Here is a 13,213-nt window from a genome sequence, read left to right on the forward strand (position 1 = left end):
CCGAAGACAGCCGTCCCCGCCGCCACGGACAGCCCATGGTTGCCGGCGCTTGCCGTCACATAGGTGCGGCCGTTCAAGGCTGTGTTCCATTGCGCGACCGGGGCGGCGGGGCCGTCGACCTTGTCCGCGGCGTCGCGGGCGATCGCATGGGCCGCCCCGAGCGCCTTGAAACTGCCCAGCCCCATGCGGCTGCGTTCATCTTTCACCCGGATGCGGTCGACATGGACCTCGGCTGCGAGATCGGTCAGATCCAGAAGCGGCGTGGGCGCATGGGCGGGGCAATGGTGCAGCAGGTCGGCCACACCGCTTGCGTCATCATGGGGAAACGGACACTCCAGCCCGAGGCCGGTGGCACGAAAGGGGTTGGCCAAAACGTTGGTCATGATCGAATATCCTCCTGCGGATCTGCGATCAGCCTAGCGGCTCCGCCCAGGCGGTTCCCGGAAACTTCGCGCGCGGGCTGGCCGATTTCCGGCACGAGGGTGCAGATATGGGCCGAATACCGGCTTTGCGGGCAGATTTGAATTCATTGCCAGCCGATTTTCCGCCAGTCTCGGCCCATGGACCGATTCGACGCCCTGATACTCGACACTATTCAGACCGATGCCCGCATCACCGCCGAAGCCTTGTCTCGCAAGGTCGGTCTGTCACCGGATGCCTGCCGCAAACGGCTGGCGCGCCTGCGGGCCTCTGATGTGGTCGAGGCGGAGATCACGCTGCTTGCGCCCGACCGGATCGGGCGCGGGTTGACGCTGATCGTGGAGGTGACGCTGCAGAACGAACGAACCGCAGATGTGGATCGGTTCAAGGCGCAGATGCGGGACGCGCCGGAAGTCATGCAATGTTACTATGTGACCGGCAATGCCGATTTTGTCCTGATCATTTCGGCGCGGGACATGGCCGATTATGACGGGTTCACCCGGCGTCATTTCTTTGCCGAGGACAACGTTCTGCGATTTCGGACCAGTGCGGTGATGGACCGGGTGAAGACCGGGTTTTCGATGCCGGTTGCCGTTGACCCGGAGTCGGCGACGCGTCCCTAGCGCAGGCCGCGTGTCGCGATATCGCGGGCCAGTTTCCCCAGCGCCGCAGCGCGCGCGGCGGCGATTGCGGGGATGCCCTCGGCGGCGGAATAGGTTTCGCTGATCTCAAAACTGCGAGCCCGGTCGGCCCTGTTCACGTCCTCTGGCGCGACAAAATACATCCCGCGCAGGGTGAAGGTGCCGTTTGTGGCGGCCACGAATTCCTCGAACCGCACATCCAGGGTGACTTCGGGACGGTTCAAAAAGGGCCAGGGGTCAGAGGCCACGCGCGCTGCGGTCACTTCGCTCAGGGCGCGCACCAGATGCAGAGTCACGGCGCGGTCGCCTTCGTCGGCCCAGAGGCTGTTCGGCGTCGTGGTCAGCTTGCCGGCCTCATCCGCGACCTGGATCTCCTGCGAGGCGGCATAGGTCGGCATCGAAACCTCGCGCAGCGCGACGGAATTGTAGGAAATGCGCAGCTGCTCCACGGGGTCGGTTTTGGGCACCACGTAGAGATCCGGATCCGATGTGCAGGCCGCAAGCAGCGCGCCGGCAAGGGTCAGGGCAACGAGGTTCAGTGGCAGTTTCATGTCTATCGTCCCAGGATTAGAGAATTGGGGCGGCGTTCCAGCGCGCGCGCCAGGCTTTCCACCGCAGCGGCGGCCCGCGTCAGGGCTGTCATCGCCGACCGCGCGGTCCGGTTGATCTCCGAACCCTGATCATACCCGGCCAAGGTCGCGGCGGCCTGCTTCAGCAGTGCGTCAATACGGGCGCTGATCTGTGGCAGATCCACGGTGGCCTCTTCAATTGCGGTCGCGGCGGAGCGGGCCGAGGCCATGGTGTCGTTCAGGGCGGCAACCGTTCCCCCTTCGCGCAGTTCAGAGAGGGCGAGGCGCATTTCATTCAGGGTATCGTTCAGCGTCTGCGGGATCGCGCGGGTGCCGGGCTGTTCAAGCAGCGTTTCCACGTCGGCGACCACATCGCTGACCCGCGCGACCAGTTTGTCCAGCGGCAGCGCCCGCGCGGTCTCGGCGGTTTCGGTAAGGCTCTCGATCAGGCCGGGCATCCCTGCAAGGCTGGCCTCGGCAGAGGCCGCGACATCGCCGGCAGCCTCGACGGTCTGAACCAGTTTTTCAATCGCGCGCGCTTCTTCCACCTGGGCAATCAGATCGCGCAGATCGGTGACTGTGCTGTTGAGATCCGTCAGCAATTGGGCGGTCTGGCCGGGCAGCCCCTGGATCTCGGCCGATCCGACGACGCCGCGGACATCGCCCAGCAGGGCGCGAACATCCGCCGGGATGGCCCGCACGGTGTCATCCTGCACCAGCATGGTGGTGTTGGCGGCCAGTCCGGTGGCGGTATCAAGGAACCGGACTGCCGATTGCATCAGCTCCTCGATCGGCAGCTCGCCCAGCCGGGACAGCATGCCTTCGGCGCTGGCACCGGCGTCGGAAATAACACTCTCGGTGACGGGGATCAGCGGGTAGGGGTCATGGTCGCGGACCAGTTCCGCCTCCGGCGCATCCGCAACATCTATCAGCTCCACCTTCAGGCCGGTTGCAAAAAGCCCGGTGGAGACCAGTCGCGCGCGCAGACCGCTCTGCACGCGTTTGGCCATGAATTCCTCGACCGCCTGATCCGCCGCATTGGGCGAGGCCAGCCGGAGTTCGGCAGGGTTCAGTTCGACGCTGATCTGCAGGCGCACCTTGCTGTCGTTAAACCGCGCCTCATCCACGATTCCGGTGATCCCGGTGACAACACCGATCTTCAGCCCGCGCACTTCGACCGGGGCGTCCACTTCGAGGCCGCTGACGTTGTCCTCGAAGATGATCGAAAAGGGCACGCCGTTGCCGCGCCCGGCGTCAAAGACATTCTGGCGCGCATCGCTTTGCGAGGCAAAGACCTGGAACGGCGCGTCATCGCTGACCGGGGTGCCGCCTGAAATCACCGTGTCAAAACTGACGCCGCCCGCGATCAGCGAGGACAAAGAGGAAAAATCCAGTTCCGCACCGCTGGCGCCGAGCGAGAAGGAAAAGCCCGATGTGTCCCAGAACCGGGTGGTGGAACGGACCAGTTGATCGTAGGGGGCAAAAATCACCGCGGGGGCAATCGCGCTCTGGCGATCCGCAGAAAGCTCCGGCGTGCCGACGCGGCCAACCTCCAGGCCCTTGTAGGTAATCGGCGCATTGGCCGTCAACGCAACGCCAGCGGCCGCCTCAAGGGTCAGCAACAGCCCGGAATCGCCGGCCGGCAGCAGCGGCGCCTTGGTCTGCCCCTCGTGACGCAGCACAACGCCGCCCGGATCCGCGTCCCAGACCCCGGCGATATAGACGCCGGACAACACGGTGTTCAGCCCGCTTACGCCGGTTGTCGTCACCTCGGGTTTGACCACCCAGAAAACCGCGTCCCGATCCACATAGTCGGCGATGTCCTGGTTCAGCCGAACCTTGACGACCACCCGTTCAAGACCCGGTTCGAATTCGACCGCTTCGACATGGCCGACGGTGACGTCCCGGTAGCGCAATTCGGTGCTGCCCTCGGTGATCCCGGTGGCCTCGTCGAACAACAGTTCGATCAGCGGCCCGCGCGCGGCCCAGTTCTGCGCCGCCAGCGCCACGGCGATGACAACCGCAGCCAGAGGGACAAGCCATACCAGCGAAATCCGCTGGTAGAGCGGGCGGCGGGCCGAGAGGGTTTTCAGCTCGGGCGGGTCAGTGGGCACGGTCTGTGTCTTTCTCAAATTCTTGCTGATCCCAGATCAGCCGACTGTCAAAGCTCTGCGCGGAAATCATTGTAAATACAACCGTCAGTGCAAAGGTAAGGCTGGCGGGGCCGGGTTCCACCGATGCAAAATTGCCCAAATGGACCAGCGACGACAGGATCGCGACAACAAAGACATCAATCATCGACCAGCGGCCAATGTATTCGACCAGTTCAAAGAGCATATGGCGGGTGCCTTCGCGGGCGGTGCTCGGGCGGGCGACGCTGATTGCCAGGTAAGCGATCGCCAGGAATTTCAGGATCGGGATCACCACGGAGGCGAGCAGGATGACCCCGGCGACAAAATAGGACCCGTGTTCGGCCAGGGTGATGGCGCCGCCGACAATCGTATCCTGCGAGACAGAGCCGAGCGTGCTGGTCCGCAGCATCGGGTAAAGGTTCGCCGGCACGTAACAAATCAGGGCGACCAGCCACCAGGCCCAGACCTTTTGCAGGGATTGCAGGTCGCGGGAAACCAGCTTGCTGCCGCAGCAGCCACAGGTTTTGGTCCCACTGGGCCAGACCCGGGTGCAATAGCGGCATCCAAGGAGGCCGGCCTCTTTTGTTGTGGGGATGGGCGTGTCTGCCATCATGTCAGATGCTCTTGTGTTGCGGCGGTGGGGGGCGCGTCAGGTGTTGCGGCTTCCAGCGCGTCCCAGACCGACCGGCTGCAGAGATTGCGCTGAACTTGCAGAACCAGGAACACCAATCCGGCGAACATCCAGAAGGCGGGGCCGAATTCCACCTCGGCCAGATCCCGCACCTTGATCAGCGCCACGGCGCAGCCAAGGGCAAAGATCTCTGCCATCGACCAGGGTTTGAGCCGCTCCGACAGCAAAAAGGCCGGACGCGCCCGTGCGCTGGGGGGGTGATCAAAAACCAATGGCACCAGCACATAAAGCAGCAGCCCCATCCGCAAGGCGGGGATCGCCAGAATACAGGCCGTGGTAAAGAGCACCAGTATCGCAAGCTCGTCACTGGTAAAGGCCAGCACCACGTCCAGGACGGATGTGGCATTGTGGACGCCTGCGGCTGAAATCTTCAGGAACGGAAAAAACAGGGTGGCCGCCAGCAGCACCAGGCTGGCCGCGGCAAGGCTGATGATCTGCATGCCCGCCCGGTGCCGCGGGGCCGCGATCACCCGGTGGCACCGCTGGCAGACCGCATCTTCGCCAGCCGCAATCCGGGGCATCCGGTAGAGCGCATCGCAGGACGGACAGGCCACCAGACTGGCGAGGTCGGTGGCGTCGGGCGAAAACGCCTCGGGGTGATGTGACATGCAAAACGCCTTTGACCTGAGTACTCCGTGGCCCATACCCTGACGGGCGCCGCGCTGCTGTGCAAGGGATGTTGCTCCGGGGCGTCGGCCCGCCGCTGCCCGCCGTGCCGCCGCTCAGCCGTAGGTGCGTTCCTTGAAGGGCGTTGCCGCCAATTTCTCCATCAGTGCCGCCAGCAGTTTGTCTTCGGCCCGGTTGCGCGCTGTCGCCGGGTTCGAGATCAGGAACACGTCCACCTCGGGCAGATCCTCAAACGGGGGGACCTGCCACAGCAACCCGTCCCGCAGATCGCGGGCGACCACATGTTTGGGCAGGGGGCCGATGCCCAGCCCCGCCATGATCATCCGGCGAACCTCTTCGAGGTTTTCTGAGACGCCTTTGACCTCTGGCGCCAGCGCGGCGCGCGCCCGCAGCAGGGTAACGTCCTGCAGCGCGTCTTGCAGCCGGTCGGTGTCGAACACAACCGCGCTGTGTCCCTGTAGATCGTCCAGCGTCAGATCGCTGCGTCCAAACAGCGGATGACGCGGCCCGCAGAACAGACCAAAGGCCTCGCGGTACATCGGCACATAGTCCAGCGCCGGGTCCTGCGCGCGCACCAAGGCAATGCCAAAGCTCGCCCGTTTGGCGGTCACGGCCGCGACCACATCGGTGCTGGTGATCACGTCGATCGACAGGCTGGCCTGCGGGTGGGCGGCATAAAAATCCGCGATCACCTCGTCAAAGGGCGGGCAGACCACATGGCTGGCCACGGCGATCCGCACATGGCCGCTGATTTGCGGCGTCACCTCCCGCATCAGGGTGGCCAACCGCAGGATCGACCCGTTGATGTTGACCGCCTCTCTGTAAAGGAGCCGCCCCGCCTCGGTCAGCTCGAACCGACCGGGAGAGCGGTCGATCAGGCGCTGACCCAGCCGGTCTTCGAGGTTTTTCAGGGCGACGGAAACGGTTGGCTGTTTCAATCGAAGCCGTTCAGCAGCCACCGTGATCGACGGGCTTTCCGCCAGCACAACAAATGTGCGGAGCAGGTTCCAGTTCATGTCCCGCGCAAGGCGTTCGGGGTCAAGCGGGTCAGGGCGTCTGGGCACGGCAGATCCTTGGTCGAGCGGGCGGGGGAGCGGCGGCATTTGTGATGGTACCACAGGGCGTTGGGTGCCATTGTCGCACGCCCACCCTTGCGGTCGGTGGCGGCGAAACCTGGCCTTTCGCCCTCTGGCATAGATAAAAACTATGCCGACATTACTAATTATCTATTTGATCTATTTTCAATCCCTCCGCACCCTCTGGATCAATCGGTGGGATGACTGACCCGCAAATGTCACAGAAGCGGCGCCGGCAAGACCGGACGTCGCCAGAGATTTGCCGCCAGGGTCACCGGGCCGAAACAACAGGGAATGGAGCGTATTTTCATGCTGAGAACCACATTTGCGACGGCTGTTTCCGCAGCCGCACTGACACTGTCGCTGACCGCCGCCGAGGCGGCAGACATGCGGCTCAAACTGGCGGGCGTGGTGCCGGTCGAACATTTCGGGAATGCGATCCTGAAACAGATCGAGGCGGATATCGAGGCGGCGGATGTCGGCCTGTCAGTCACGCTTTTCGAGGCCGGCCAGCTTGGCTCTGGCGAGGAGCTTTTTGAGGATGCCGCGCGCGGCAATGTCGATCTGGTGCATTCGGTGATCTATGCCCACCGCGACCCGGTTCTGGAAATCAACTCGCTGCCCTATCTGGTCTCCAGTTTTGACGAGATGGAGGCGATCTATCTGAACAAGGACAGCGCCTTTAACGATATCTTTGGCGAGCGCCTCGAAGCCCTGGGGCTGAAGCTGCTTGCAAATGCGCCCGAAGGGTTCATCGGTGTCGTGGCCGAAAGCGAGCCGGACAATGTGACCACGGTCGGCGACAAGGGCGTGAACATTCGCGTCTGGTCCAGCCAGGTGATCAAAAGCACGGTCGAGGCCATGGGGTTCAATGCAACGACAATGAACTGGGGCGAGGTTTTCCCCGCGATCCAGTCCGGTGTCGTGGATGGCGCGATCTGCTGCACCGCGCAGCTGGCCTATAGCGCCTTTGCCACCTCGGATGTGGGCAAGTACTTCATTCCCTATGGCGCAGTGGTGGAAAACACCACCTATTATGCCTCGCTCGAAACCTGGGAAGAGATGAACGACGCGCAGCGCGCGGTGGTTCAGGCCGCGTTTGAAAAGGCGGCGCAGAGCTATTTCACCGAGGCCAGGGCCAATGAGGCCGACTATATCGACAAGCTGAAAGAGAGCGGCTACCAGGTGGTCGACATCTCCGATGCGCAGCGCGGCAAGATCGCCGACACCGTGCGGGCCGAGGTCTGGCCCGGCATCGCGGATATCGTCGGGCAGGACATCATCGACCGGTTGATGGCCCCCAAAGGGTAACGCCGTTTCCAGTGACCGGATGCTGCTCTTTCGGTGTCATCCGGTCGCCGTCACGGGCCCCGATGGGCCAATTGACAGCTGTCAACAAGGGGCGTCATGACCGATCTCAGCACTGACCTGCCAGCGGGGCTGGCCAAAACCGTTCGGATCTTGTTGCGGCTGCAGACGATCTACGTCTGCTTTGGCTGTCTGGCGATGGCCTTGACCTTCTTTTTCGTCGTGGTTTTTCGCTACGGGTTCAACGCCGACCTCTTTGCCTATGAGGAATGGCTGCTGATCCTCTGTTTCTGGCTCTATTTCGTCGCCGCCGGCATCGGGACCTGGGAGGGCGCGCATGTAAACGCGGATCTTCTGGATCTGATGATCCTCGACCCGCTCCAGCGCAAGCGGCGCGCCATCCTGATCACGGCGATTGAACTGCTGGTGACGCTGGCGCTGTTTTACTGGTCCATCGTGATGATGATCGACGAGCTGGGCGACTACCCCCGCTATCAGACCACAATCGCGCTGCAGATCCCGTTTTTCGTGCCGCGTGCGGCGATCTTCGCGGGCTTTGGCCTGATGGGATTTTACAGCGCGCTCCGCCTCTATGTGTTCCTGAAACTCCCGGCTGCGCGTTTCGCCGTTCCGGCTGACCCGGCGCAGGAGCGCGGCGCATGATTATTCTCGGAAGCCTGCTGATCCTCTGTGTCTTGCTGCTCATCGGGGTGAGCGTGCCGCTGTCCTTTGGCGGTGTGCTGGTGTTCATCGGGGTCTTTGGGGGCCATGATGTGACCGGGTTCCTACCGACCGGCCATTGGAAGATGAACTCCATCGTCCTGCTGGCCATTCCGCTGTTCATTCTGGCCGGTGCCGTCATGGAAAGGGGCCGGATCGCCGCGCCGCTTGTCGCGGTGGCGGAGCTTCTGGTGGGGCGGCTGCACGGCGGGCTCAGCGCCGCGGCGGTTTTTGCCAGTGGCATTTTCGGATCGATCTCCGGTTCGGCGGCGGCGACGCTGACCTGCATTGGGTCGATCATGATGCCGCATCTCAAGGCGGCGAATTACCCGCGTGGCCCCGCCGCGGCGCTGATCGTCAGCGCCTGTCCGCTCGGCCTGCTGATCCCGCCGTCCTCGTCGCAGATCCTTTATGCCTGGGTGGCCCAGCAATCGGTTCTGAAGTGTTTCCTGTCGACCGTGGTGCCGGGCATCATCCTGATCACGCTGCTTTGCGTCGTGAACTATGTTCTGATGCGCAAGGCGGATCTCAAGCTGATGGAGAAGCCTGCGAGCTTTCCCCAGGAATTCGCGCGGCGCGGCGGGCGGGCCTTTCCGGCGCTGCTGATGCCGTTCATCATTCTGGGCGGCATCTATGGGGGCATCATGACCCCGACCGAGGCCGCAGGCGTGGCGGTGATCTACGCCCTCCCGGTGGGCTTTTTCATCTATCGCGGCCTGACGGTGGACAACATCTGGCCAACCCTGCGCTATGCCGGCACCACCATCGGCGTCGTGATGCTGATGGTCTTTGTCGTGGTCATCGTCAGCCGGTTTCTGGTGTTCGAGGACATCCCCGGCATGGCCGAAGAGCTGATCTTCTCCATCTCCGACAACCCGATCGTGATCCTGCTCATGGTCAATCTGGTGATGATCCTGATTGGCATGTTGATGGATGACATCTCTGGCCTGTTGCTGTCGGCGCCGCTGCTGCTGCCAATCGTGCAAAGCGTCGGCATGGATCCGGTGCATTTTGCCGCTGTGCTGGGGGTGAACCTGGGGATGGCCAACATCACGCCGCCGACCGCGCCGCTGTTGTACCTTGGCGCCAAGGTGACAGACACGCCGGTCAGTGAGATGCTGAAGCCGACGCTCATCATGATCGTCTTTGCCTGGTTGCCGACGCTGATGCTAACCACCTTTGTACCGCAGGTGGCCTTGTGGCTGCCCAATGCGGTCTTCGGCTGAACCGGCCATTTTCAGGAGCGAATGACGATGAAAGCGATCCTTGATCCCCGCCAGCAGGCCCATGACCCGGCACATTTCATGGCCTATGGCGTGATGAAACCAAACCCGGAGCGCCCCGAGCGGATCGACATCCTGCGCCGCGGTGCCGAGGCGGCGGGCTGTGATTTTTCCGTGCCCGAGGACGCCGGGCTGGGGCCCATCGCGGCCCTGCACTCGCCGGAATATCTGACGTTTCTGCAAACCATTCACGCCCGTTGGTGCGCGATTGACGGGGCCGGGCCAGAGGTGATCTCGCACGTCAAACCCGGCAATCGTGGTGACAGCTATCCCCGGTCCGCGCTGGGGCAGGCGGGCTACCACCAGACCGATACCTCCTGCCCGATCAATGCCGACACCTGGGGCTCTGCCTATTGGTCGGCGCAGACGGCGATTACGGCGGCGGGTCTGATCGGCGGCGGCGAACGCTCGGCCTATGCGCTGTGCCGTCCGCCCGGGCATCATGCCTTTGGTGACCTGGCGGGCGGGTTTTGTTTTTTGAATAATTCCGCCATTGCTGCCCAGTGCCTGCGGGACAAGGGGCTGCGTCCGGCGATCCTCGATGTGGATGTGCACCACGGCAATGGCACCCAGGGCATATTCTATGACCGCGACGATGTGCTGACCCTGTCGATCCATGCGGACCCAGCGGAATTCTATCCCTTCTTCTGGGGCCACGCCGAAGAACGCGGGGCAGGTCGGGGGCGGGGCTATAACCTCAATCTGCCGCTGCCGCGTGGCACCGGCGACGCGCCGTTTCTGGCCGCGCTTGACACCGCCCTCGACCGGATCCGCGCCTTTGGCACAGATGTGCTGGTGGTCGCGCTGGGGCTGGATGCCTCCGAGGATGATCCCTTTCAGGGGTTTCAGGTCACCGGAGACGGGTTCGCCCGGATCGGCGCCGCCATTGCCGGGGCCGGTCTGCCCACCCTGTTCGTGCAGGAAGGCGGTTACATCTGCGACAGTCTGGGTCATAACCTGACCCGTGTGCTGGGCGGCTATCGCGACGCCGCAGTCTGACACCCTATCAACCCTCACTCAGATCGAGACCAAAATGACCGAGATTACCTATTCCCACACCACCCAGCGCATGAGCCAGATCGTGACCCATGGCGATACGATTTATCTGGCCGGTCAGGTGGGCACGGCAGGCGCCAGCGTGACCCAGCAGACGCAGGATTGCCTTGCAAAGATCGACGCCTTGCTGGCCGAGGCGGGCTCTTCCAAGGCGCGTATTCTGCAGGCGACCATCTGGCTTGCCGATATGGCTGACTTTGCCGAAATGAATGCGGTTTGGGATGCCTGGGTGCCCGAAGGCCGTGCCCCCGCCCGCGCCTGTGGCGAATCCAAATTGGCGACGCCGGATTTCACGGTTGAGATCCTGATCACCGCCGCCAAGGGCTGATCCCGGCGCCATTGGCACGCCTCTTCCCGTCACAACACCTGCGTTTGCGGTCTGCGCGGACGCAGGGACCCTTCTTTCGATTGCAGGAGCAACCCCGATGTCCGAAATCCTGGTTCTTGGCGCCGGCATGGTGGGCATGACAACGGCGCTGGAGCTGCAATCGCGGGGGCACAGGGTGACGGTGGTCGACCGCAAGCCTGCCGGGCAGGAGACCAGTTTCGGCAATGCCGGCCTGATCCAGTCCGAGGCGGCAGAACCCTATGCGATGCCCCGCAGCCTGCCGGAATTGCGCGATCTTTTGCTGGGCCGCAGCAATGATGTGCTGTGGTCGCCCGCCGGCGTCTGGGGGCAAATGCCTGCTCTGTGGCAGTATTTTCGAAACTCTCACCCTGTGCGCCATCTTGCGTTGTCGCGTCCGCATGCGCAGTTGATTGCCACGGCCAGTCGCGATCAGGAGCGCTGGATTGCCGCCAGCAAGGCCCAGGACCTGATCGCAAAGACGGGATATATCTCGATCTTTGACGACGCGCGCAGTTTTGACAGGGCGGCGGCGGATCTGTCGCGGCTCAAGGATCTTTATGACATCGCGGCGACACCGATGGATGGCGCCCGCTTCTGTGCGATGGAGCCGTCCTATCTGCGCCCGCCCGCCGGGGCGATCCATTGGCAGGACACCTGGAGTTGTTCCGATCCGGGCGGGCTGGTGGCTCGCTACGCGGCGCTGTTTCAGCAGCAGGGCGGTGCGTTGGTGACCGGGGATGCCAGCAGCCTGCAGCGGCGCGGCGACCGCTGGGACGTGCAAACGGCGGCAGGAGTGATCGCGGCCGAGCAGGCTGTCATCGCTCTTGGGCCTTGGTCGCCGGATCTGTTGCGGCGTCTGGGCTACCGGGTGCGAATGATCCGAAAACAAGGCGCCCATCGCATGTATGACACGCCAGTTCCGCTGCGGCGGCCGGTGTTTCATACCCGATACAGCGTGGTTCTGTCGTCGATGCGGGGCGGCACGCGGATGACCTGCGGGGTGGCGCTGCATGGGCGCGCGCGGCGTCCCGATCTGCGCCAACTCGACCGGGCGGCGGCGGGGCTGGCAACAGAGATCGATCTTGGCATACCAACAGCCGATGCACCCTGGCACGGCACCCGCCCGTTCATGCCTGACATGCTGCCGATGCTTGGGGCGGCGCCACGCCATGATCGGCTGTGGTTCAACTTTGGCCACGGACATCAAGGGTTTACGCTCGGGGCGACGACGGCACGCCATCTTGCGGATATGGTCGACGGGCGTGTCAGGCCTGGCGGGGGGGCAGAGACCTGGCTGGAGGCACTGACCCCGGCCGCGCGGCCCAAGGTGATTGCGTGAGGGTCAGCTTGCGCCGGTCTCAGCGCCGTATCGCTGCGGGATTTGCTGGCTGATCAATTGGATGACACGGCGCGCCGCGGGCGAGGCTTTGGTGTTGCGCAGGTAGATCAGCGAAAACGGCACAACCTCCATGTCATCTGCAATCTCCAGACGTCGTATCCGCCCGCCAAAGGCGTTCTGCGACGCATAAAAATCCGCAGCGGCCCGCGCGATGGGGGCAATGGCATTGGTTTCACAGATGATCGCCAGGGTCAGCAGCAGCGACGAGGTACTGAGAATGCGCGCCGGTGTCCGGTAGCCGTTGCGCAGCAGATAGGCCTCGGCCGTGCGTCGCAACAGCCCGCCTTCTGGTTGCATCACCCAATCGTATTCCAGACAGTCCTCGACCTTGAGATTGCTGCGGCGGGACAGCGGATGCTCCAACCGGGTGACCAGCGACACCGGTTCGCGGCCGATCTCTTCGAGTATGATGGCCCCGGCGTCGACGCCATCCGGCAGCCGCCCGATGTAGAAATCTAGATCTCCGGCCAGCAGCGCATCGCCGAGCTTGTCGCTGGTATCCACCAGAACCGAAATTTCGATCTCGGGGAAGGTCACCCGCAGCTCCCGGATCACCGGCAGAACCAGCTGTACTGCTGGCCCGGTGACGCTGCCGATCCGGACCTTGCCGCGATCGCCGCTGGCGAGAGATGCAATTTCGTGCTGCACCTGATCCAGACCATGCAGCATGTCGCGGGCTCTCTGGGCCAGCACCGTCCCCGCCGCCGTCAGGGTGACGCCCCGCGCATGCCGGTCATAGAGCGGCGCGCCGATTGTCTTTTCCAGCTCGGCCAGCTGCCGGGAGGCTGCCGGTTGGGTCATGGCCACTTGCGCGGCGGCACCGGAGACCTGGCCCGTCTCCAGCAAGGCAACCAGAAGGCGTAGTTGCGGCAGCCGTAAACCGCGCCGGATCAGCTCATCACGCAGGGCGTGGACCTTGGGGGACGTAGACGTGGAGGGCAT

Annotated in this window: 14 protein-coding genes; 7 read left to right on the forward strand and 7 right to left on the reverse strand. The window is 63.6% G+C overall.

Annotated features, from left to right (window positions below; all coding sequences use genetic code 11):
• The coding region (locus tag TRIHO_RS08900) for a pyridoxal-phosphate dependent enzyme (protein ID WP_131811192.1) at window positions 1-383 on the reverse strand (383 nt) is incomplete at its 3' end.
• A 177-nt stretch (window positions 384-560) separates the two neighbouring features.
• Here TRIHO_RS08900 and TRIHO_RS08905 point away from each other — a divergent pair.
• Complete coding sequence (locus tag TRIHO_RS08905) at window positions 561-1,043, forward strand: Lrp/AsnC family transcriptional regulator (RefSeq protein ID WP_068242184.1); 483 nt, start codon at window positions 561-563, stop codon at window positions 1,041-1,043.
• Here TRIHO_RS08905 and TRIHO_RS08910 read toward each other — a convergent pair.
• The 5 genes from TRIHO_RS08910 to TRIHO_RS08930 form a co-directional block, all read right to left on the reverse strand.
• A complete protein-coding gene (locus TRIHO_RS08910; RefSeq protein ID WP_068242186.1) occupies window positions 1,040-1,612 on the reverse strand; it encodes a PqiC family protein in 573 nt (190 codons plus the stop codon). The genes TRIHO_RS08905 and TRIHO_RS08910 overlap by 4 nt on opposite strands.
• A gap of 2 nt (window positions 1,613-1,614) precedes the next feature.
• A complete protein-coding gene (locus TRIHO_RS08915) occupies window positions 1,615-3,744 on the reverse strand; it encodes a PqiB family protein (protein WP_068242188.1) in 2,130 nt (709 codons plus the stop codon).
• Window positions 3,734-4,375: a paraquat-inducible protein A gene (locus tag TRIHO_RS08920; protein ID WP_232367745.1), complete on the reverse strand. Its 642-nt coding sequence runs from the start codon at window positions 4,373-4,375 to the stop codon at window positions 3,734-3,736. Before TRIHO_RS08920 ends, TRIHO_RS08915 begins: the two co-directional genes overlap by 11 nt.
• Window positions 4,372-5,061, reverse strand: coding sequence for a paraquat-inducible protein A (locus TRIHO_RS08925; RefSeq protein WP_068242191.1), 690 nt, complete (start codon window positions 5,059-5,061; stop codon window positions 4,372-4,374). Before TRIHO_RS08925 ends, TRIHO_RS08920 begins: the two co-directional genes overlap by 4 nt.
• A gap of 114 nt (window positions 5,062-5,175) precedes the next feature.
• Complete coding sequence (locus tag TRIHO_RS08930) at window positions 5,176-6,096, reverse strand: LysR family transcriptional regulator (RefSeq protein ID WP_232367747.1); 921 nt, start codon at window positions 6,094-6,096, stop codon at window positions 5,176-5,178.
• Between the two features lie 369 nt (window positions 6,097-6,465).
• Here TRIHO_RS08930 and dctP point away from each other — a divergent pair, with 369 nt between their 5' ends.
• The 6 genes from dctP (at window position 6,466) to TRIHO_RS08960 (ending at window position 12,211) form a co-directional block, all read left to right on the forward strand.
• Window positions 6,466-7,467 (forward strand): TRAP transporter substrate-binding protein DctP, encoded by a 1,002-nt coding sequence (dctP, locus tag TRIHO_RS08935; RefSeq protein WP_068242195.1) that lies wholly within the window; start codon window positions 6,466-6,468, stop codon window positions 7,465-7,467.
• A 96-nt stretch (window positions 7,468-7,563) separates the two neighbouring features.
• On the forward strand, window positions 7,564-8,127 hold the full coding sequence (locus TRIHO_RS08940) for a TRAP transporter small permease (protein WP_068242197.1): 564 nt from the start codon (window positions 7,564-7,566) through the stop codon (window positions 8,125-8,127).
• Complete coding sequence (locus tag TRIHO_RS08945) at window positions 8,124-9,410, forward strand: TRAP transporter large permease (protein ID WP_068242198.1); 1,287 nt, start codon at window positions 8,124-8,126, stop codon at window positions 9,408-9,410. Before TRIHO_RS08940 ends, TRIHO_RS08945 begins: the two co-directional genes overlap by 4 nt.
• A 27-nt stretch (window positions 9,411-9,437) precedes the next feature.
• On the forward strand, window positions 9,438-10,466 hold the full coding sequence (locus tag TRIHO_RS08950) for a histone deacetylase family protein (RefSeq protein ID WP_068242324.1): 1,029 nt from the start codon (window positions 9,438-9,440) through the stop codon (window positions 10,464-10,466).
• Between the two features lie 34 nt (window positions 10,467-10,500).
• Window positions 10,501-10,851, forward strand: coding sequence for a RidA family protein (locus tag TRIHO_RS08955; protein ID WP_068242200.1), 351 nt, complete (start codon window positions 10,501-10,503; stop codon window positions 10,849-10,851).
• A gap of 97 nt (window positions 10,852-10,948) precedes the next feature.
• Window positions 10,949-12,211: an NAD(P)/FAD-dependent oxidoreductase gene (locus TRIHO_RS08960; RefSeq protein WP_068242202.1), complete on the forward strand. Its 1,263-nt coding sequence runs from the start codon at window positions 10,949-10,951 to the stop codon at window positions 12,209-12,211.
• A gap of 3 nt (window positions 12,212-12,214) precedes the next feature.
• Here the strand turns inward: TRIHO_RS08960 and TRIHO_RS08965 are convergent, their stop codons facing one another.
• On the reverse strand, window positions 12,215-13,213 hold the full coding sequence (locus TRIHO_RS08965; protein ID WP_068242204.1) for a LysR family transcriptional regulator: 999 nt from the start codon (window positions 13,211-13,213) through the stop codon (window positions 12,215-12,217).

The organism is Tritonibacter horizontis (assembly GCF_001518015.1).
In the GTDB taxonomy this organism is placed as follows: Bacteria; Pseudomonadota; Alphaproteobacteria; order Rhodobacterales; family Rhodobacteraceae; genus Epibacterium; species Epibacterium horizontis.